Origin of the sequence: uncultured Phascolarctobacterium sp., from assembly GCF_934190775.1 — a bacterium.
In the GTDB taxonomy this organism is placed as follows: Bacteria; Bacillota; Negativicutes; order Acidaminococcales; family Acidaminococcaceae; genus Phascolarctobacterium_A.
Window position 1 is genome coordinate 1 of record NZ_CAKPTG010000026.1, and the last position, 19,715, is coordinate 19,715.

Consider the following 19,715-nt stretch of genomic DNA (forward strand, 5'->3'; position numbering starts at 1 on the left):
TTATTTTTTCCAGTTCCTTTCCGTGGCGGTCGCAATGCCGCGTATGACAGAATTCTGTACTGTACTACATCAAGCTTGATGGGGTTATTATAGCACAGAAAATTAGGAATTTTAAAATAAAGGCAGGATTCTGCCGCTCCGGACGAGGACGCTCATTTTTGTAATACGCTATATGCAGCAAGCTTGCAGGAGGCGTTAGCATGGATGAAGAAAGAACGTTGATGGCACAGCTTATCGGCGAGTACATTGTATCGACTCGTCGGGATAAGCATATCAGGCAGTATGCTTTGGCAGCAAGGGCGGACATTCCCCAGAGGACGTTGCGCACGCTGGAAAAGGGCGAGGTTGATATTTCTGTTTATCAGCTGAGCAGGATAGTTCGGGCGCTTGACGAGGATATGCAAAGCTTTTGGGAAGAGCTGCAAAAGGACATGAAGGTCAGAGAGTAGACTGCCGCGGGTTGCTGCCGTTGCTTGTAGAAAAGGATAGAAATAGTTAAATAGAATCAAGTACATGAAAAAATTTAAAAACCCTCCTGCAAAGTCTTGCAGGGGGGTACATTTATGCTATAATTTTCTACTAAGGACGGCAGGCCCCAAAATTTACAATGTTTTATTAAAAATTAAGCTTTGAGTGCTGTTGAGGCTGAGTGTTGGTGGAATGGGGGATGTGATGATTAGCGAAAAGGCGAGGCTGGTTGGTAATCGCATTAAAATGATGCGTCTGGCTAAAGGCTTACGGCAAAAGCAGCTGGCAGAACAGCTGAAAATCAGTCAAGCGAATATGTCGAATATCGAGTCGGGACGCTGCGCAGTTACCATTGACCATTTGATAATTCTGCGAGAAATATTGGCCTGTAGTATGAATGATTTTTTTGTAGATATAGAAAAATCAGCTGATAAATCCTCAAATAAAGGTTATAGCGTCGAGGATTTGTTTAAAATTGTAGCCAAGCTTAAAGGCTAGGAGGAGTGTACGTATGAAAAAAACTGTTTTTATGAGTGCAGCGAAAAAAGCGCGCATTGCTTTGGCTGTTATGGCGGTGTTTGGTATGAGCTTCGTGGGGGCGCAGGAGGCGTTTGCGGAAAATGTGACTGTTGTTGGTTATTCTAATATTATTGGTGGTGAGTCTTCATCTGTAACTGGTATGGATGGAGTTGTAGCTCCAAGGTGGAATGTTGTGTTGGGTTTTATGGCTAAAGCAAAAGGTGATAGCAATGTTGCAATTGGTGACTCTGCTAGCGCTGAAGGGATTTATTCGACTGCCGTTGGCGCAGGTTCTGTAGCAAAGAATGATGGTACAGCAATGGGTCATGGCGCTGAAGCAACTGGTGAATATTCTATTGCACTTGGAGTTAGTGCTAAAGCCAGTGCTAATGGTGCTGTTGCTTTAGGTTTTAACTCCACAGCTGATGAAGCAAATACTATTTCTGTGGGTGGTATTTATCAGGAAATTGTGGGTTTTGATCCTGCAACTCGTGATTATATATATGAAAGTAGATTATTAACAAGAAAAATCGTCAATGTTGCTGATGGCACTAAAAATACCGACGCTGCGACCTATGGTCAAATTATACAAGCTGGTGATTACACCATTACCTTGGGTACTGACGGAAACGGTCAAGTTACTCTTAAAACTAATGCAGGCGCTAATGGGCCGACAATCAAGGTTGATGCTTCTGCTTTAGTGGGCGGCGGCTCTGCTACAGACGATAAGGCTAATACAAATGGCGGTAATATTATAACAACTGCCCCTGACTCTCAATGGGCAGAAAAGCTTGGTACTGGCAAGATAGAAGCTGGCAATAAAGACCTTGTAAACGGTGGTACTGTGTTTGATAAGGTTGGCGATACTGGTAAGTTGACTGCTGCTGGCTTGACTTCTAACAAGCTGTCTGATGCTATAGTAGAGGTCAATGACAAAACGAAGCAAAACGCGAAGGATATTGAAAAAGTCAACGGTCGCGTAGACGAGCTGGGCGGCAGAGTGGACACCCTTGGCGGCGCAGTGAGCAAGCTGGACACGAAGGTGAACAAGGTTGGCGCTGGTGCGGCAGCTTTGGCAGCTTTGCATCCGATGGAGTTCGACTCTGACAACAAGCTCACCTTCGCAGCAGGCGTGGGCAGCTATCACGGCGCAAGTGCTGCGGCTATCGGCGCGTTCTATCGTCCGAGCGAGCAGGTGATGTTCAGCATCGCTGGCAACATGGGCAACGGCGAGAACATGGTGAACGCAGGCGTAAGCTTTGCGCTCGACCGTCCGAGCAAAACGCCGACCACGAAGGCAGCTTTGGTGAAGACCGTAGTGGCTCAGAATGAGCAGATTGCTGCGCTGAACGAGACTTTGGCGGAGCAAAATGAAAAGATTGCAAGACTTGAGGCTATGGTGGAGAAGCTGGCGGCTAAGCAGAACGCTTAATGTTGAGTAAAAATTAAAGACTAAAGATCTGCGGCTTTACGAAAGTAAGGCTGCAGGTCTTTTTTTTACGTGCAGCTAGGCGCACTGCCTTTTTCTTGTAGTTGCTCCTGCCTGCCTGTATGAGTTATAATATATCTCGGAGGGAATTATGGAGATTGATACTTTTCTTGATAAATTACAAAGCTATCACAGCGAGCAGGTTTTTAACCCTTGGCGTGATTTTGATACAAGCTGTGATATAGGTCCGCAGGCTCCCGTTATCCGCAGTGCCAATCTGCGCCGTTATTTGGAGCTGCGCGCAGATGCACATTATTTGTTTATTGCCGAAGCCTTAGGCTATCAGGGAGGCCATTTCAGCGGTATCGCTATTACTTCGGAGCGTATTCTGCTGGGACATCATCCTGATGTAGAGCCGAAAAGCGTGCTGGGCGAATGGGATTACCGCCGCACGAGTGATGAAAGCAGTGCAATGCTGAATAATACGCAACGCCTGAAGGGCTTTAATGAGCCCACGGATACTGTTGTCTGGAACGCGCTAAACAGTCATGGCCTTGCGTCCTTTGATGTTATTCTTTGGAATATTTTTCCGTTTCATCCGTATAAAGCAGGCAATCTGCTGACTAACCGTACGCCCTCACCGAGCGAGCTTGATGTAGGCATTGAGTACGCGCGGATGCTGCTGGAGCTGCGTCCGGGGATGAAGATTGTTGCTATCGGTCAGAAGGCGGCGACAACGCTGTCACGCTACGGCGTTGAATGTATGGCTGTGCCACATCCGTCTATGGGCGGTGCCAACCGCTTTAGAGCGGCAGTAGCGCAGCTGTTAGGCGGTGAGATGTAATGGAATTGGAAGCTGCTCCTTTAAGCCGTGAGCAGACACTGCATATTGCTCTTGGCATGGGCAAGGCGCTTTTGAAGAACGGTGCGGAAACCTCCAGAGTAGAGGACACTATTTCCCGCTTTTGTCATACGCACGGCTATCATGATATTCATGTTTTTGTTACGCCGACGGTTATTATTTTAGGCGATGAGGAAAGCGAGGGTGCTACGATTATCAGCCGTATCCGTTATCGCAGCACCAATTTAAGCGTTATCAGCGCGGTGAACGATTTTTCCTACAACCTGAAACGCTGGCCGCTGAATTACAAAGAAACTCTGGCGTATCTGGAGGAGCTGCGTCATAAGGCTCCGCCCTATGGCAAATGGCGTGTCTGCATGGCTTCGGCAATCAGCTCGGCGGCCTTTGCGGCGATGCTGGGCGGCAACAGCCATGACTTTATCGCGGCCTTTATTACCGGCGGATTATCCATGGTGCTCTTAAAGCAGTTGGGCGGTTATCGCCCCAGCGCCTTTTGGGAGAATGCCCTTTCCGGTGCGGCAATCGGTGCGCTGGCTATTTTTTGCTGTGAAATGGATGGCGAATGTACACGTACCAACATCATCGTAGGTGCGCTGATGCCGTTCCTGCCGGGTGTAGCCTTTACCAATGGACTGCGCGATTATATGGCCGGCGATTTGATTTCCGGCAATTCGCGTATCGCCGAGGCGATGCTTTTTGCTACATCCATTGCGATTGGCTTGGCATTTAGCCTGCTTGTATGGTATCACTGGGGGTGGAAGCTGTGGGCATAAATTATTTTACAGCCTTTGGCTTTGCATTTATTGCTACTGCTGCCTTCGGTATTCTGTTTCAGGCACCGCGTAAAAGTCTGCCTATCAGCGGCTTTATCGGTGCTGTAGGCTGGGTAGTTTATTGCTACATCCGCAAGGATTTAGCGTATGATTCTTTTTATGCCATGTTTTTTGCCACGGTTGCGCTTTCACTTTTGAGCGAACTGGCGGCGCGCATGTTTAAGCAGCCGGTAACAATTTTTGTTATTCCCGGTATTATCCCGATTGTGCCGGGACTTGGCATGTATCGCGGTATGGCAGCGATTATAGAAAATGATTACGACACGGGTATGAACATCCTTATAACCACCGGCATGGATGCCAGTGCTATTGCCTTGGGAATGATGCTTATGACTAGCGTGTTCCGTGTAATTAAGATAAGCAAGGATCATGAACGCTTGCTGCAGCTGCTGCATAAGGAAAATAAAGAATAGATTTGTTTACAGTGAGTGAGGGAATGAAAATATGAGTTTAGCAGAGCTGTTGCTGCTTGCGGTTGGCCTGGCAATGGATGCCTTTGCCGTTTCCATTTGCGGCAGCATGGTGCTGACACCGGATAACAGACTGCGCGGAGCATTGCGCTTCGGCAGCTGGTTCGGAGCATTTCAGTTTTTGATGCCGGTGATAGGCTATTTCGGAGCTGTGTCCTTCCGTGATTATATTACGGAATATGACCATTGGCTTGCCTTTTTCTTATTGCTTTATCTGGGAATCAACATGATTCGGGAAGCAAATGAGGCCTGCCATGTCAAAAAAGATTATAGCGTGAAGGAGATGGCGGTGCTGGCGATTGCCACCAGTATTGACGCTTTGGCAGTAGGTATCAGTCTGGCCTTTTTGAATACAGATATCTGGGCCGCTTCCATACTGATTGGCGTGGTGACCTTTGCTATTGCAGCCTTTGGCGGTCTGGCAGGCTTTAAGCTGGGCGCTATGGCCGGCAAGCGAGCTGATGTGGCCGGCGGCTTGGTGCTGATTTTTATCGGTGTCAAAATTTTGCTGGAACATACAGGAATAATTTAAGGAATAAAAGTTTAGCGGATTTTCTACCCCTTTAGGCACGCTGAGCTTAATTTATATCATAGAAAGGAAGATAAATATGACGCAAGTAAATAAGGAGCGTATGCTCGCAGAATTTAAGGAAATTGTTGCTCTGCCTTGTCACAGCCTGCAGGAGCGTCCGGTATTCGAACTGCTCAAAGGCAAATTGGAGGCTCTCGGCTTTACGGTGGAAGAGGATGACGCCGGTGAAAAGCTGGGCGGCAACTGCGGTAATCTGTGGGCATTTTTGCCTGCCAGCGCAGGAGTTGAAGGTGCTGTACGTGTACTGCTTTCTGCACATATGGATGGTGTTGAGCCCTGCGGCGGCACTACCGTTATCCAAAAGGACGGCGTTTTATACAGCGACGGCACCACTATTCTCGGCGGTGATGACAAATCCGGCGTTGAGGGTATTTTAGAGGGTATCCGTCTGCTGCTGGAGGAAGGCACTCCGCATGGCGATATCCAGATACTCTTTACAGTTTGCGAGGAGGGCGGCGTTAACGGCTCCCGTTGCTTGGACCGCTCCAAGCTGCGTGCCGACGTTGGCTATGCACTGGACGGTGAAGGCGCTCCGGGCGAGATTGTTGTCGGTGCTCCCGGACAGAAGAAGTACAAAATCGATATTATCGGCAGAACCGCGCATGGCGGACTGGAGCCGGAAAAGGGCATCAACTCCATTATGATTGCTGCTAAGGCTCTTGCCGATGTTAAACGCTACGGCCGTATTGATGAGGAAACTACCTGCAATATCGGCATTATCGGCGGCGGTAAGGCAACCAATATTGTGCCTGATCTGGTAACCATTGAGGGCGATGCTCGCAGCCGTAACAAGGAAAAGCTGGAGGCTATCTGCAAGGAAATCGTAGAAACTATTGCAACCAGCGCTGAAAAATACGGTGCTAAGGCAGAGGTTTTTGTGGATAACAAGTATGATTCCTTTGCTGTTGCCGAGGATAGTGATGTTGTAACGCTGGCGAAGGCTGCCTGTGAAATGCATGGCTTTACTCCGGATATTACGGTTACCGGCGGCGGCAGTGATGCCAACTTCCTGAATGCTTACGGACTGCCCAGCGTAATTTTGGGCACAGGTATGGCTAATGTGCATACTGTTGACGAATACATTAAGGAAGAGGATTTGTATAATACCGCGTTGATGGTACACGGTATTTTGAAGGCTGCGGTAAAATAAAAAGCTATAAATAGTGAAAGACCTGCATGTGCAAAAACGTGCAGGTCTTTTTTTGAAATTTGACCAGATAGCCGAATTAGGGTATAATTTAGTTATATAAAGGAGGTGCTATTATGCCGAAAATTACTTCAAGCGCAGATTTGCGCAACAACTATAACGAGATTTCTAATTTTTGTCATCAGTATAAGGAGCCGGTTTTTATTACCAAAAACGGCAAGGGAGATTTGGCTGTCATGAGCATTGAAGCCTACGAGGAGCTGACTGCGCGCTTTGAGCTGTATGGTGCGTTGAAACAAGGTTTAGATGATATTGAGGCGGGGAGAGTAGTTTCTGCAGAAGATGCTAAAGAGATGTTCAGAAAGAAATATCCTGGAGCAAATATATGATGACGTACAAGATAATTTATACGCAAAAAGCATTGGCGGATTTAGATGCTGTCGCTAGTTATATAAAGCTCAAGTTGTGTAATATCTCTGCGTCAGATCGTATAGTAGAGAATTTTTTCGGCGAAGGAGATAGCCTTGCTTCTTTTCCGACTCGTTATCCCTTATGTAACGACGCATTTTTGCGTGCGTGGGGAATCCGCTTCGTGCCCGTGAAAAATTATCTGCTGTTTTATGTCGTGCGCGAAGATGAAAGTGCTGTTTATGTCATTAGTTTTCTGTATGCTAAGCGTGCTTGGCAAAATATTTTGCGCGAGTATGTCAAAAAAGAAGGCGGCGGATTTATGCCTGTTTTTACGACACATTACATTCAGGAAGAAACAGAAAAATATGGAGCAAAATAAAAACAGCAGCCTTGGCATACGCAAGCGTATACTGAGGCTGCTTTGCTTTATTCTTCTTCTGCTGTTGCCAGCTGCACCTTCAGCTCTACGCCGAAGGTTTTTTTGAACCATGACAGATGCTCCTGAATCTGATGCATTTCAATACTGGGAATACCTTGAGCATAGAGCTTTAAGGTAGCATTCTTTTTGTTGATACCGGGTTCAATAACGTGAATCTGGGAGGTTTCCGTGTAATCAAGGCTTTCGGCTAAGGCCAGCAGCAGTGCCAGCTTATTGATGGTTTTCCAATTGGCATCGCTAAGCATTTCCTTGTAGAAACGGTCCTTAAAATAGTTTTTGGAAACACCGTTGTGCCAGCCGGCGATGGCTGCAGTGATAACCTGCTCCTTATGCGTCAGACCGAAGAGCTTGGCATTTAAAATCATATAGGCACTGTGACGTGCGTGGCTGTAGAAGTTGATGGTGATGCCGATATCATGCAGAAGTGCAGCGGTTTCCAGCAGGCGGCGGTAATTTTTGCGTATGCCGTGCAGCTCTCTCCAACCGTCAAACATAGATAAGGCCAAATGGGTGATGTGCCTGGAATGCTGTTGGTCGGGTTCATATAGGTTTAAAACGTTTTCCCTGCTCATAGTGAGAATATCTTTCGCTATGATAGGCACGTGGTTTTCTTTGGAATAATAATCGAAGAACAGGCCTTCGCGCAGGCCGCAGCCGGAGGTGATGAGCTTTTTGGCACCTGTTGCCTCCAAAAGGCAGCTGATAATGCTGCTGCCGGCCAAAATGATATCACTGCGCTCGCTGCTGAGGCCGGAAATCTTTTTGCGCTGCTCCAGATTTGTATTGCGCAGTCTGTTGAAGAAGCTGCAATATGTTTGCGTGGTATAGGAGTAATTGTGGATTTTGGTTGCCGGATATTTCTTTTCACGCTGGATGATTTTAGCTACCGTACGCGCAGTACCGCCGACACCGATGAGAGGCAGGCCGTTCTGTTTGAGCCAGGGGTACTTTTCCAAACGGCTCATGATAAAAAAGCTGACATCGCTGAAGACATTGGCGGGCATGACGTTACGGGTATTGAACATTGAGGTGGTATTGACTGCACCGATGGGCAGGGACACGCTATCTAAAATTTTACGGTTCTTGAACAGAATCAGCTCGGTACTGCCACCACCCAAGTCGAAGATGATGCCGTCCTTGACGTTGAGGGTGTTGATAACGCCAAGGTAGCTGATGTAGGCTTCGGTATTGCCGGAGATGATGTGCAGCTGGATGCCTGTTTCTTCAGCAACGCGTGCGACAAGCTCGGCACCGTTGGCAGCGTTACGGATGGCTGCGGTAGCAACGGCAATGGTTTTGTCAGCCTGATAAATTTTGCACATATAGGCAAAGCTTTTCATAGTTTCGATGGTGCTGCTGAAGGCTACTTCTGTAAGCATGTTTTTTTCGTCGACCTTCTGACTGAGGCGCAAGGCTTCTTTTTGGTTATAGACCATATTATAAGCACCATTCTTATAAATATGACTGATAACAAGCCGGGCCGAGTTAGAGCCGATGTCAATAATTGCGATTCGTTGCATTTTCCTTTTCTCCTTGTGGGGTGTTCCTATAAACTCCGATTATTCTATTTTAACGATATATTTATTATATTACCCATAACCTGAAAAAATCCTGCGTGAAAAAGTAAAATTCGTGTTAATTTGTTAAATTACTGTATAATTTTGATTTTTTCGCAGGATTTTTGTTAAGAAACCCGAATTATAACAATAACACACTGTTTTGGAGGCTTAGTTAATGAAGCGTAAAAATTACACAACCTTTGCTGCTATTCATCTAGGCTCGGAGATGCTCAGTATGCAGATTACCGAATATCACAATACCGAAAGGTATAAGGTTATTGAGTGCTGCAACCGACGCATCCGCCTGGGTGAAGCAACTTTTAAAAATAAAATAATTCCTTTTCCGCTGGTTTCGGAAATCTGCGAAATCCTCATCGGCTTCAAGCGACTGATGAAGGAATATGGTGTAGAGGAATATGTTATGCAGGCGACAACTGCTGTGCGTGAGGCCAGCAACCAGGTCTTTTTGCTGGACCAGATTTACAACAAGACCGGCCTTGTTGTCGATGTTGTTGATATGCCCAGAGAAATTTACACCAAATTTGTGGCTATCCGTAATACGCTGAAGGCAGAAAAAATTTCTACCGAGCGTGAAGGCATGCTGATGATGGATATTTCCTCCGGCGGCTTGGGTGTAACGTTGGTGCGTGATGAAAAAATCTGTTATCAGGGCAATTTCCACATCGGTATAATCCGTATCAAGGAAAGCTTTGAGCGCAATCGCCGTGAAAGCATGCATTTTAACAAGGCGCTGACGGAATTTCTCAGCAGCACAATCGGCCCGGTAAGAAACGAGCTGGGTGACAGCAAGGTGCGTTATCTGGTGCTGTCCGGCACAGAGACAGAGCTGCTGCTGCGTATGCTGGGATTGGATGAGAAGCAGATGGTGCATCGCATCAAGGCAGCGGATTTCCATGCCTTTTTCGACAGCATGCGCCAGATGAGCCTGCCGCAGCTGATTCAGGTATATAAGCTGCCGGAAAATGTTGCGGAGCTTGTACTGCCTACGGTGCTGCTTTATGAACAGCTGCTGCATCTGATTCCCGCCAAGGAAATTATTATTACGGCAGACCGCTTTATCGACGGCATCCAGCTGCTGCATATCGGCAATAAAACGAATCCTGTAATGCGCAAGGAGCTGGAGCAGGAGCTTATCAGCCTTTTCCATACCATCGGCAGCCGTTATCTGTATGACAAGAAGCATGCCCAGCAGGTGGAGCGCCTGTCGCTGATTATTTTCGATAAGATTGCCAAGGCTTACGGCATGGGTGAGCATGAGCGCCTGCTGTTGCGTGCAACCTGCATTTTGCATGATATAGGCAAATACATCTGTATGCGCAGTCACTCTATCTATACATATCAGCTGATTATGTCTACGGATATTATCGGCCTGAGCGAGAAGGATAAGAAAATCGTAGCGCTGGCATCGTATTATCATGCCAACAGACTGTTTGACAAGACCAATACGCTTGCTCCGCATGTGGAAAAGGAGTTGGTGCCGGTTGTGGCTAAGCTGGCTGCTATTGTGCGTCTGGCTGATGCTCTGGACCGCAGCTATATGCAAAAAATTCACAGTTGCAGTGTAACGCTGAAGGATAATAAGCTGAAGGTTCTGGCAGCAAGTAAAGAGGATTTGACATTGGAAATCTGGACGTTTGATGATAAATCAACTTTCTTTGAGGAAGTTTTTGGTATTGAACCTATTTTGGAACGGGTGAATAAGTGATGGGAAAATTAGATTTGACAAAGCCTGAGTATTTTTATAACCGCGAGCTGAGCTGGCTGAAATTTAATCTGCGTGTGCTGAAGGAAGCAATGGTTAAGGAAACGCCACTGCTGGAGCGTTTGAAGTTTGTCGCCATTTCGGCTTCTAACTTAGATGAGTTTTTTATGGTGCGTGTAGCCGGACTGTGGAGCAATTTTGACAGCGGCGTAGAAAAGCGCGATGCCTCCGGCATGTCGGTGCATGAGCAGCTGGTGGCTATTTCGCAGGCAGCGCATGAGCAGGTGCGCACTCAGACAAAATCGCTGATTGCGCTGCTGGCAGAAATGGATGCGGTGAAGCTGCATTTCCGCCGCGTCAAGGATTTGAGCGAGCTGGGCAAGGATTGGCTGGAGGAATATTACCGTGAGGTTGTTTTCCCGGTACTGACGCCGATGGCGGTAGATGCTTCGCGTCCCTTCCCGTTTTTGGCCAATAAAACTCTGAACCTTGCTGTTGAGCTGATTAAGGCCGACGGCGAGCACAGCATGGGCCTGATTCAGGTGCCGAGCGTGCTGGACCGCATTGTGGAGGTTGAGCCTGAGGGCAAGCGTACCTTCGTATTTTTGGAGGATATTATCGCCAGCCATTGCCACGATCTGTTCAAGGGCTGCCATATTCTGGATATGGTCTCCTTCAGAGTAACGCGTGACAGTGACCTTGATCTGGAGGAGGATGACAGCGTTGACCTGATGAAGGAGGTTGAGGAATCGCTGCGTAAGCGTAAGCGCGGCGCTGCTGTACGTTTAGAAATCTTCAAAACGAATAACAATCGTATTAAAAGATTCCTGGAGGAAAATCTGGATGTTACAGAGATGGAGGTCTATGAAATCAACGGACCTCTGGACCCGACATGTTTCTTTAAATTTATCGGTATGAAAGGCATGTGGCCGTGGCTGTATGAGCCCTTTGTGCCGCAGCGTCCGCTCGAGCTGCCGGATGACAGCGATTTGTTTGTCGCTATCCGTGAAAATGATATTTTGCTGCATCATCCCTATGAAAGCTTTGACCCGGTAGTTAAGCTGGTGAGCGATGCTGCTGATGACCCGCAGGTGCTGGCGATTAAGCAGACACTGTACCGTGTGAGCGGCAACAGCCCTATCGTTGCTGCGCTGGCGCGTGCTGCGGAAAACGGCAAGCAGGTAACGGTACTGGTAGAGCTGAAGGCGCGTTTCGATGAGGAAAACAATATCCTCTGGGCGCGTCGTCTGGAAAAAGCAGGCTGCCACGTTATCTACGGCTTGGTCGGCTTAAAGACGCATGCCAAAATTATTCTGATTGTGCGCAAGGAGGATAACGGCATTAAGCGTTATCTGCATCTGGGCACAGGCAACTACAACGACAGCACCGCAAAATTATACACCGACCTTGGCCTGATGACGGCGAATGATGAGTTCGGCAGCGATGCTTCGGCGTTCTTTAATCTGCTCAGCGGCTACAGCGAACCGCCGGTTTGGAACAAGCTGGTTATGGCGCCGCTGGGACTGCGCGAGAAGATTTACGCGCTGATTGACAATGAAATTGCTATGGTGCGTGCCGGCCGTGAGGGCCATATCATCGCCAAGATGAACTCGCTGATTGACCAGCCCGTAATCCAGAAGCTGTACGAGGCTTCTGCCGCAGGCGTACATATTGACCTGATTGTGCGCGGTATCTGCGGCCTGCGCACGGGCATCGAAGGCATTAGCGATAATATCACGGTACGCAGTATTGTCGGCCGTCAGCTGGAGCACAGTCGTATCTTCTGGTTTGCCAACGGTGGGGATGAGCAGCTGTATCTTTCCAGTGCCGACTGGATGCCGCGTAACCTTAATGACCGCGTAGAGCTGTTCTTCCCGGTAGAAACCGAGGAGCATATCCATCGCATTAAAGCACTGCTCGATTTGTATCTGCGTGATAATGTTGGCGCGCATATGATGCAGTCCAACGGTACTTATCGCCGTGTACGCAACAAGCTGGAGCCTGTAAGCGCACAAAGCACTTTGTACGAGATGGCTCAGCTGGCGGTGGCTGCTGATAAGCTGCCGATGGAAAAACGTCTGCAGCCTGTATTCAGTCGCAGATAATAGTGTAAGCTTTATATTTATCAAGGATTACGAGCTAAAAAAGACTTATATTTTAATTGCTTGCTTAAATCCTTATATTGCTATTATGTGCTCAAGTTGCTATAATTAGTAACAAGAGCAGAGGGGGATTGAAATGAGTAATTATGCTGTAACCTTGAATTATAATTGCCATTATGGCTATGTCGAATATAACGAAGCAGATAAGACTGCTGTAGTAACCTTGCCGGAAGCAGTGGCTGAAGCTAAGGCTGCTGTAGAAAAGTATCTGGCAACTCCGTTGAGTTTGGATGTGCCGCAGGGTGATACTATTCGTGATTTTGCTACAATAACGCTGGAGCCGCTTTCTAGTATGGAGGCGTTTCAGGTAGCGCTCACCCGTCTTTGGGGTAAAACCGGCGTGCGTGTGGAATGGAGCATGCCTCCGGGAATGGCAGATGATATCGCCGCTGAGGTGCTGGCAGAGGCACATTAACTGCTGCTTGTTTTAGGGCAGACTCTTTATGTAGTAGAGTCTGCCTTTTTGTTTATAAAAATTGTGTGAAGAATAGGAGAAATGCAGATGCTTGATATCAACAAATTACGCAATGCTTACAATGTTATTCACCGTATGAGCCAAAACAGACATCCTTTTGCCGAAGAAGAGCTTTCGCTGGAGGTTGTGCAGAGTGCGCAAGTGCAGGAGGCGCTTGCTGATGCCGCAGAGGTTATTGCTGTTTACGGTAAGATTATGAATCTGGTGTCGCAGAGCACGAGCTTTAAGGTTGCACCCAAAACTCCTAAGACAGTTAAAAGCAGCTTTGTTGTGGAGCAGGATGACCTGAGCAGGCTGCAGCCTATGACTGAAGCTACCAATATCACAAAGCTTGTAAAATATATTAATGATACCTTTGCAGATAAAGAAATGCATAATCTTACCACGGTGGAGCTTGGAAGATGGTTGGAAAATACCGGTTATCTGCAGTTGCCGGAAGATGGGCGCAATAAAATTCCGACAGAAAAGGGTTCTGCGTTGGGTATTGTTACCGAAAAGCGTGTAAGACAAGCAACCGGAGAGATTTATTATATTAACTTTTATCCGCAGGCAGCGCAGCAGTTTATTTTTGATAATCTGCCTGCTGTGGCGGAGTTTTTGGCAAAGGAAAAAGAGGAGAAGCTTGCTGACGCATAACTTGCTGTTTCCTCATTGCCAGTATTTTGTTTTTGCGGTATAATATTTAGTACAGCTTGGGCGGAATGGCTTGAGTTCTGCCTGAGCTGTTGTTATGGTTCCGTAGCTCAGTAGGATAGAGCAACCGCCTCCTAAGCGGTAGGTCGCCAGTTCGATTCTGGCCGGGATCACCAGATGAAGAGCCGCTCCCAGACTAGGGTTGGGGGCGGTTTTAGTTTTTATGGGAAAGTGGCAAAACGTGCGAAAAAGTGCCTGGTATACAAAAACTATACAAGAAGCGATTTTGGGCGTAATATAACAAAACAGAATAGAACAGAAAATAAAACAACAAACAAAAGGAGCTAATGATATTTGAAGTTATATCATTAGCTCCTTTGTTGCTTATTATTGTTGTTTGAGGTATTCTTCGATGTCATAAGGCTTTACTGATTGGTCGTTATGCATAAGTCTAGCAAAGAGATCTAGCTTTTCTCTAGATTTTTTTGTTAGCTTACTATCATAATAGCTAGATACATCACGATAAATTACATTGTTAATCAACTTGTCAATGAATGATTTTGGCGTTGCATTGTATTGTTGCGATTCTAATAAAGATGCTACTAAGGGGATATACTCGCTGTATATTAAAAAGACTATGGAACCCCTAGCTTTGGCAGTAAACAACTTGCATCTTTGCTCAGAGTCAAGATAATGCTTTTCAAACTGAGAGTATTTTCCGCTAGAATCTATTTCTTGCAGCTTAGCAAGAGCTGCTTCTTCAGCTGTTAATAAGCTGTCTTCAGTATATATTGTTTTACTTCGTCCCATGAGCCAATCAACGGAAATAGCAAACGTATCAGCATAGCGTTCGAGCAATTCATAGGATGGAGCTGCTTTACCATTTTCTATGTTAGTAATGGAAGCAGAACTCTTTAATTCTAAAATATTTGCTAGATTAGCTGCTGATATGTCATGTGAATAACGCAAAGCTTTGAAATTAATCACAGAAATGTCACAAATAGACATAATAAACCCCTTTCGCTGAATTTAAATAAGTGATATAATACATATAGATACTGATTTTAAATAAGCGCAAAGGCCGCAGGTATCATTATCTTTATTATTATATCAAAATCAGCGGAAAAAATAAATTAAGGAGTGACGATAAATGATAAAACGGAGAATGATATCTCTCGATATTATCAAATCTGACAACTACCAGGAGATGCCAATGTCAAGCAAATATTTATACATCGAGCTGCTTTTGCGAGCTGACGATGCAGGGATAATAGATGACGCTTACGCAATCATAAGATTGTTAGGAGCAAGTAGCGATGATCTTAAACTGCTAATTGCTAAAGGATACCTAATCGTGCTTGATAGGGGACTATATGTTGTGTCCGATTGGCCAATACATAATGATACAGTTAAGAAATGGTTTAAAAATGGCGACTGCACACTGCACAAAGAGATTTTTGAAAAACTGAAATGGATACCTAATACAAGATATGATTATCAGCCAGATATGATAGATAATGTTAATGTATATAATATTGAAAATAGACAAAATAAAATGTTAGAATTAAAACATGAACTATTAGAACCTAAAGATATAATTAAGCAAAAAACAGGAGATGATATTATAAACGAAATGAACCAAATAATAGCATTGTTGGGATCATATGGCATATATCAAAGTAGCAAAAAAGGTCGTCAAATAGCAGAGAGCTGTAGCCTGAACAAAGTAATAGCTGGCATAAAATATGCAAAAGATAATATGCCTAATGGTTGCAACAATATACCTGGTTGGATAGTTAAGTGCATAGAGATGGAGCATAACGAAATAAAGCAATGCCCTGATTGTCATGGAAGCGGAAGAAAACAAATTGTTGAAGATGATCCAAACAAAGATGATGGTTCGATGATTAGCTATATGTCTGCTTGTCCAAAATGTAAAGGTACAGGTTTTATAAAATAAAAAGTTTAACCTTTGACTTCTAAGTATATTATGCGAGGGAGATTAAAATGCATAAAAATTTTTATACGGTAAAAGAATTTCATAAAATTTTAGGAAATACGACTTGTATTACCAGTATTTATAATCAGATAAAAGCTGGCAAAATACCGGTTACATATATTGGTAATCGTACGCTTATCCCTGGATATTGGGTTGAGGAGTTTTGTAAAATGTACAAATGTACTTCAGATTTAGGTAGTTATAATGGCTAAGCGTATACGCGGAGAGGGCAGCATATTTTTTGACGAGGGTAAAAGACTTTGGACACTCGTCAAAACCTATGATCTGCCTAATGGCGAGAAAAAGCAAAAACGCATAACTGGTAAAACAGAAAAGGCTCTTAGGGCTAATATAGCTAAATTTGAAGAAAGTCTTGAGCAAGCTAAGGTTATTACTAAAAATATAACCCTTGAAAAATGGATTGCAGAGTGGCTTGATATTTTCGTCAAGCCACCTGTACTTAAGCAAAAAACTTACGAAAATTATCGCGATAGACTGGCTTACTTGTTACCTTTATTGGGAAAAAGAAGGCTAAATACGCTGACAACAAAAGAGTTACAGGATGTATTTAAAAAGTTATATGCTGAAGGTGGAGTGAAGAAACAAGGCTTAGCAGCTCATTCGGTTAATCGAATCAGAAGTTATCTAAAAACGGCTTTAAACTCTGCTATTGAACATGGTTTACTTGCTAAAAATCCAGTCAATGCTACCAAGCGATTAGCAGAAAAGAAAGCAGAGATTGTGGTTATGAATGAGCAGGAGGTGAGAAGATTTTTAGCAATAGCTAAAGACGGCTCTTATATAACTTTTGGAATAAGAAATCCCCAATACATTAAAAATAATTTTGGCACGCAGTATTTGCGGAAAAATTATTTCAATCTTGTGAATTTAGCGTTTGCTACAGGTATGCGTTGTGGCGAATTGCGAGGGCTGAGTTGGACCTGCGTAGATTTTGCAGCGGGAAATATCAGAGTTGAAGAGCAATTGGTCACGACGAATGACTATGCTGATATGTATGATGATCCCAAAACTTATCACTCTACCAGGACGATAGGTATAGATAAAGCTGTTCTAGACGAGTTACGAGAATTTAAGGATTATCAGAATCAGTATGCAGAACTATTGGGCGATAGATTTATAAATGAGCATAATTTGATTTTTACTAATACTTTTGGAAAACCAGTATCATATACGAATTTTAGAAAAAGATGTTTTTTAAAGATGATTGGTGCTGCAGGGATATCCCCTAAGTTCACAATACATTGTATGCGACATACACACGCAACGCTGTTGCTTAAAGCAGGGGTAAATATAAGTGTGGTTAGTAAACGATTAGGACATAGCAGTACAACAGTTACACTCAACATATATGCGCATGTGCTAGAGGAAATGGAAAAAACTGCTGCGGATGCATGGGGCAAACTGCTTGATACGGACGAATAAGGAGGGCAAATTGATATGAAACAATTAGTGTATAATCGTCAAATTGATAGGTATATAATTAAAGGGGAAGGAGATGAACGAGAATTGCATTGTGGTAGTATGTTTGAAGTTTTGCTAGATGAGCAGTGGATTACCACAACAATAGAAATGCAATGGACTAATGGCGTAGGTAAATATTACCTTGCGACGCGAGCGTTATCTTTGGAAAATATTGTTGCCTATAAAGTACCGGTACGATAAAATAGATGAACTAACCTGAAGCGGTATTAATAAAATCAATATAGCATAGTTGAATGTATTGTTGTTTTTTTATGTGTAAGCTACAATATTAGTATTAAGGAGGAACGCAATCATGTTAAATGAACTTATCTTTTTTGAAGTACGTATCTTTAGAACGTTTTGCGAAAAATTGCAAGTTTCGTCTGCTGATACTAATAAATTGTTTGAGACGTATGGTATATGGAAGTATATTGAAGATACGTATGATATGTTAAGGTTAAATAGTGACGAGTGTGCTGTTAAAGATATTTTGGTGATGTTAAAAGTGAAAGGTATTAAGCTTGAAGGTAAAATTTGTAATAAACCAGAAACTGTTAATGATAAAATTAGCGAACAAGAAAGATTTTGTGCAGATTTGATTTTGACTGATGCTATTATGGATATGGCTGATGAAGAAGAGATCACATTGCAAGAAGCTAGAAACAAAATTATAAATTCTAATGCTTATGCAGCCCTATATGATTTTGAAACTGGATTATGGGAAACTGGACCAGATTACTTCAGATATTTCTATAAAACGTGGAGTATAAATGAATAAAAGCTTTAACATTAAGTCCTGGCACTCATAAGCTAGGACTTTTTTATACGTAAATATAAAAACAATCTATTGTAACCATAGAATTTATGCGCTAAAATATAATAAAAGAGTAACGATTTTTACGTTCTCTTCCTACGCGTAGCGTTAGGCGCACTTATGTGTTTCTCGTACCAAGGCAGAGCCTTGGTGGAAACCCGTGCAAGAAAGCTAAAAAAATAAAATGAAACATAATCCTTAAGCAAGGAGGATGAGGTCCATTGGTCCCTCATCAATTGCAGATTATATCTGCAGGAATTGCTTAAGGATTTTTTGTTTTTTCAGGAGGAAATCATAATGGCAACATATCATTTAAGCCTTAAAAATGGGAAAACTGGAACTGCAAAGCAACACGCAGATTATATATTACGCGAGGGGCGTTTTAGTGGTGGGAGGCGTGCAGAAGAACTAGTATATAAAGATGCAAATCTTCCGCGCTGGACTACGTCTGCGTCTGATTTTTTTGCGTATGCAGATAAGTACGAGCGCACTAATGGCAGAGCATACTCAGAATTTGAGATAGCATTGCCGAATGAATTAACGCACGCAGAAAACAAAAAATTGGTAAATGCTTTTATTGACGAACATATCGGCAAAAATAAAGTATGGGCATATGCTATACATAGTAAGCCAGCTACATTTGAAGATAACGAAGAACAGATACATGCACATATAATGTTTTGTGAGCGAACTGTGGACGATGGAATGGAAAAAGCTAAATCACCATCTAAATTTTTCAAGCGTTTTAATAGCAAAAATCCCGAAAAAGGTGGATACAAAAAAGATGAGCGGTTTACATCTGGCGATGCACGCGATATCATAAAGAAAATCCGTCAATCTTGGGAGGATATGATTAATGCTGAGTATAAATCGCGCGGAATAAACAAAGTTGTATCCTGTAAAACTTTAAAAGCGCAACGTGATATAGCAGCTGCAGCAGGAGATAATGATCTCGCTGATTTTTTTGATCGCGAACCCCAGGAGCATCTCGGCCCAGCTCTCGCATATAAAACCCAAAAAATCATTGAAGACAATGGTTATGATCAAGAAAATATCGACAATACCTTGGACAAAATTTATCAAATGAGTGCCAAGGCTTTTGGCGTAATTATAGATAAAATTCAAAAAGCACGTAAAGCTGCTAAATTAAAATACAAAAAGCAAATTGAGTTAGAACGTAAAGAAAAGGAATATAGTGAAAAACGATTAGCCGAGCTTACTATGTCCGGCGAAATAATCAGAAAAGATTTTGTAAAATTACTTGGTTCAGTTAATAATCAAATAAAATATAACGAATCTGCAATTATAAGAATTGAAAAAACAATAACTCCGATTGATCAAATGCCAAGCAAGGTACTTAATATTATGACCAGCGGCAGAGTTGAAAAATTGCAAAAAGAAGGTGAAGCAATAATCAGTCTTAAAACTAGACTAAAAGAAATCTTAAGCTTATACGGTCCCAAAGAATCTATGCCTGGTAATATACGAGCAGAATATAACGAAAAAGGACGAGCTTACAGAATTCTGAAAGCTGATTATGAAAAACAAGATGCAGAAATACGCAACTTCATCAGCTCCGATGCGGGGGATAAATGGTATAAAAAATTAATAAAAGAAATGCTTGAACAAAATAAAGACATGGAAAATCAAAAATTAAATCTGCTCAAATTAAATAGCGAATACAAAGAATTACGAAAG

At 43.7% G+C, this 19,715-nt stretch carries 22 protein-coding genes and 1 tRNA gene; 21 read left to right on the forward strand and 2 right to left on the reverse strand.

Annotation, left to right across the window (positions count from 1 at the left end; all coding sequences use genetic code 11):
• Positions 1-200: 200 nt before the first annotated feature.
• The 10 genes from Q0G26_RS10880 (at position 201) to Q0G26_RS10925 (ending at position 7,110) form a co-directional block, all read left to right on the forward strand.
• Positions 201-449 carry a helix-turn-helix transcriptional regulator gene (locus Q0G26_RS10880; protein WP_293723501.1) on the forward strand — a complete coding sequence of 83 codons (249 nt, stop codon included), beginning with the start codon at positions 201-203 and terminating at the stop codon, positions 447-449.
• A gap of 223 nt (positions 450-672) precedes the next feature.
• Positions 673-966: a helix-turn-helix transcriptional regulator gene (locus tag Q0G26_RS10885; RefSeq protein WP_293830584.1), complete on the forward strand. Its 294-nt coding sequence runs from the start codon at positions 673-675 to the stop codon at positions 964-966.
• Positions 967-979: 13 nt separating this feature from the next.
• Entirely contained in the window at positions 980-2,419 is a 1,440-nt protein-coding gene (locus Q0G26_RS10890; RefSeq protein WP_293830586.1) for a YadA-like family protein, read from the forward strand.
• 148 nt (positions 2,420-2,567) lie between these two features.
• Complete coding sequence (locus Q0G26_RS10895; RefSeq protein ID WP_293830588.1) at positions 2,568-3,260, forward strand: uracil-DNA glycosylase; 693 nt, start codon at positions 2,568-2,570, stop codon at positions 3,258-3,260.
• A complete protein-coding gene (locus Q0G26_RS10900; RefSeq protein ID WP_293830590.1) occupies positions 3,260-4,051 on the forward strand; it encodes a threonine/serine exporter family protein in 792 nt (263 codons plus the stop codon). Before Q0G26_RS10895 ends, Q0G26_RS10900 begins: the two co-directional genes overlap by 1 nt.
• A complete protein-coding gene (locus Q0G26_RS10905) occupies positions 4,042-4,524 on the forward strand; it encodes a threonine/serine exporter family protein (protein ID WP_293830592.1) in 483 nt (160 codons plus the stop codon). Before Q0G26_RS10900 ends, Q0G26_RS10905 begins: the two co-directional genes overlap by 10 nt.
• Positions 4,525-4,555: 31 nt before the next feature.
• Entirely contained in the window at positions 4,556-5,113 is a 558-nt protein-coding gene (locus tag Q0G26_RS10910; protein WP_293830594.1) for a manganese efflux pump MntP family protein, read from the forward strand.
• Positions 5,114-5,189: 76 nt separating this feature from the next.
• Positions 5,190-6,323 (forward strand): M20/M25/M40 family metallo-hydrolase, encoded by a 1,134-nt coding sequence (locus Q0G26_RS10915; RefSeq protein ID WP_293830596.1) that lies wholly within the window; start codon positions 5,190-5,192, stop codon positions 6,321-6,323.
• A gap of 113 nt (positions 6,324-6,436) precedes the next feature.
• Positions 6,437-6,709 (forward strand): type II toxin-antitoxin system prevent-host-death family antitoxin, encoded by a 273-nt coding sequence (locus Q0G26_RS10920; RefSeq protein WP_276865870.1) that lies wholly within the window; start codon positions 6,437-6,439, stop codon positions 6,707-6,709.
• Complete coding sequence (locus Q0G26_RS10925) at positions 6,706-7,110, forward strand: type II toxin-antitoxin system RelE/ParE family toxin (protein WP_293830597.1); 405 nt, start codon at positions 6,706-6,708, stop codon at positions 7,108-7,110. The genes Q0G26_RS10920 and Q0G26_RS10925 overlap by 4 nt, the downstream gene beginning before the upstream one ends.
• Positions 7,111-7,157: 47 nt before the next feature.
• Here Q0G26_RS10925 and Q0G26_RS10930 read toward each other — a convergent pair whose 3' ends face one another.
• Positions 7,158-8,690, reverse strand: coding sequence for a Ppx/GppA phosphatase family protein (locus Q0G26_RS10930; RefSeq protein WP_293830598.1), 1,533 nt, complete (start codon positions 8,688-8,690; stop codon positions 7,158-7,160).
• A 214-nt stretch (positions 8,691-8,904) separates the two neighbouring features.
• Here Q0G26_RS10930 and Q0G26_RS10935 point away from each other — a divergent pair, with 214 nt between their 5' ends.
• The 5 genes from Q0G26_RS10935 (at position 8,905) to Q0G26_RS10955 (ending at position 13,898) form a co-directional block, all read left to right on the forward strand.
• Positions 8,905-10,455 carry an HD domain-containing protein gene (locus Q0G26_RS10935; protein WP_293830599.1) on the forward strand — a complete coding sequence of 517 codons (1,551 nt, stop codon included), beginning with the start codon at positions 8,905-8,907 and terminating at the stop codon, positions 10,453-10,455.
• Positions 10,455-12,557 (forward strand): RNA degradosome polyphosphate kinase, encoded by a 2,103-nt coding sequence (locus Q0G26_RS10940; RefSeq protein WP_293830601.1) that lies wholly within the window; start codon positions 10,455-10,457, stop codon positions 12,555-12,557. The genes Q0G26_RS10935 and Q0G26_RS10940 overlap by 1 nt, the downstream gene beginning before the upstream one ends.
• 133 nt (positions 12,558-12,690) lie before the next feature.
• Complete coding sequence (locus Q0G26_RS10945) at positions 12,691-13,029, forward strand: hypothetical protein (protein ID WP_293830603.1); 339 nt, start codon at positions 12,691-12,693, stop codon at positions 13,027-13,029.
• 87 nt (positions 13,030-13,116) lie between these two features.
• A complete protein-coding gene (locus Q0G26_RS10950; protein ID WP_293830605.1) occupies positions 13,117-13,725 on the forward strand; it encodes a hypothetical protein in 609 nt (202 codons plus the stop codon).
• A gap of 96 nt (positions 13,726-13,821) precedes the next feature.
• Positions 13,822-13,898, forward strand: a tRNA-Arg gene (locus Q0G26_RS10955).
• A 211-nt stretch (positions 13,899-14,109) separates the two neighbouring features.
• Here the strand turns inward: Q0G26_RS10955 and Q0G26_RS10960 are convergent.
• On the reverse strand, positions 14,110-14,730 hold the full coding sequence (locus tag Q0G26_RS10960) for a helix-turn-helix transcriptional regulator (protein WP_293830606.1): 621 nt from the start codon (positions 14,728-14,730) through the stop codon (positions 14,110-14,112).
• Between the two features lie 205 nt (positions 14,731-14,935).
• On the opposite strand from Q0G26_RS10960, the gene Q0G26_RS10965 reads away from it, so the two are divergent.
• The 6 genes from Q0G26_RS10965 to Q0G26_RS10990 form a co-directional block, all read left to right on the forward strand.
• Positions 14,936-15,682, forward strand: a complete 747-nt coding sequence (locus tag Q0G26_RS10965) for a hypothetical protein (RefSeq protein WP_293830607.1) — start codon at positions 14,936-14,938, stop codon at positions 15,680-15,682.
• A gap of 47 nt (positions 15,683-15,729) precedes the next feature.
• Positions 15,730-15,933, forward strand: a complete 204-nt coding sequence (locus Q0G26_RS10970; RefSeq protein ID WP_293830608.1) for a helix-turn-helix domain-containing protein — start codon at positions 15,730-15,732, stop codon at positions 15,931-15,933.
• A complete protein-coding gene (locus Q0G26_RS10975; protein ID WP_293830609.1) occupies positions 15,926-17,164 on the forward strand; it encodes a site-specific integrase in 1,239 nt (412 codons plus the stop codon). Before Q0G26_RS10970 ends, Q0G26_RS10975 begins: the two co-directional genes overlap by 8 nt.
• A 15-nt stretch (positions 17,165-17,179) precedes the next feature.
• Positions 17,180-17,404, forward strand: coding sequence for a DUF5348 domain-containing protein (locus Q0G26_RS10980; protein WP_293830610.1), 225 nt, complete (start codon positions 17,180-17,182; stop codon positions 17,402-17,404).
• Between the two features lie 112 nt (positions 17,405-17,516).
• The gene (locus Q0G26_RS10985) at positions 17,517-17,981 is read left to right on the forward strand and encodes a DUF3791 domain-containing protein (protein ID WP_293830612.1); all 465 of its coding nucleotides are present in this window, start codon (positions 17,517-17,519) and stop codon (positions 17,979-17,981) included.
• A gap of 333 nt (positions 17,982-18,314) precedes the next feature.
• A partial coding sequence (locus Q0G26_RS10990) for a MobA/MobL family protein (protein WP_293830613.1) occupies positions 18,315-19,715 on the forward strand: 1,401 nt, incomplete at its 3' end.

Coding starts and splice junctions, on each gene's coding strand:
- Q0G26_RS10880 (WP_293723501.1), top strand. CDS start 201: ATGGATGAAGAAAGAACGTTGATGGCACAGCTTATCGGCGAGTACATT.
- Q0G26_RS10885 (WP_293830584.1), top strand. CDS start 673: ATGATTAGCGAAAAGGCGAGGCTGGTTGGTAATCGCATTAAAATGATG.
- Q0G26_RS10890 (WP_293830586.1), top strand. CDS start 980: ATGAAAAAAACTGTTTTTATGAGTGCAGCGAAAAAAGCGCGCATTGCT.
- Q0G26_RS10895 (WP_293830588.1), top strand. CDS start 2,568: ATGGAGATTGATACTTTTCTTGATAAATTACAAAGCTATCACAGCGAG.
- Q0G26_RS10900 (WP_293830590.1), top strand. CDS start 3,260: ATGGAATTGGAAGCTGCTCCTTTAAGCCGTGAGCAGACACTGCATATT.
- Q0G26_RS10910 (WP_293830594.1), top strand. CDS start 4,556: ATGAGTTTAGCAGAGCTGTTGCTGCTTGCGGTTGGCCTGGCAATGGAT.
- Q0G26_RS10915 (WP_293830596.1), top strand. CDS start 5,190: ATGACGCAAGTAAATAAGGAGCGTATGCTCGCAGAATTTAAGGAAATT.
- Q0G26_RS10920 (WP_276865870.1), top strand. CDS start 6,437: ATGCCGAAAATTACTTCAAGCGCAGATTTGCGCAACAACTATAACGAG.
- Q0G26_RS10925 (WP_293830597.1), top strand. CDS start 6,706: ATGATGACGTACAAGATAATTTATACGCAAAAAGCATTGGCGGATTTA.
- Q0G26_RS10930 (WP_293830598.1), bottom strand. CDS start 8,690: ATGCAACGAATCGCAATTATTGACATCGGCTCTAACTCGGCCCGGCTT.
- Q0G26_RS10935 (WP_293830599.1), top strand. CDS start 8,905: ATGAAGCGTAAAAATTACACAACCTTTGCTGCTATTCATCTAGGCTCG.
- Q0G26_RS10940 (WP_293830601.1), top strand. CDS start 10,455: ATGGGAAAATTAGATTTGACAAAGCCTGAGTATTTTTATAACCGCGAG.
- Q0G26_RS10945 (WP_293830603.1), top strand. CDS start 12,691: ATGAGTAATTATGCTGTAACCTTGAATTATAATTGCCATTATGGCTAT.
- Q0G26_RS10950 (WP_293830605.1), top strand. CDS start 13,117: ATGCTTGATATCAACAAATTACGCAATGCTTACAATGTTATTCACCGT.
- Q0G26_RS10960 (WP_293830606.1), bottom strand. CDS start 14,730: ATGTCTATTTGTGACATTTCTGTGATTAATTTCAAAGCTTTGCGTTAT.
- Q0G26_RS10965 (WP_293830607.1), top strand. CDS start 14,936: ATGTCAAGCAAATATTTATACATCGAGCTGCTTTTGCGAGCTGACGAT.
- Q0G26_RS10970 (WP_293830608.1), top strand. CDS start 15,730: ATGCATAAAAATTTTTATACGGTAAAAGAATTTCATAAAATTTTAGGA.
- Q0G26_RS10975 (WP_293830609.1), top strand. CDS start 15,926: ATGGCTAAGCGTATACGCGGAGAGGGCAGCATATTTTTTGACGAGGGT.
- Q0G26_RS10980 (WP_293830610.1), top strand. CDS start 17,180: ATGAAACAATTAGTGTATAATCGTCAAATTGATAGGTATATAATTAAA.
- Q0G26_RS10985 (WP_293830612.1), top strand. CDS start 17,517: ATGTTAAATGAACTTATCTTTTTTGAAGTACGTATCTTTAGAACGTTT.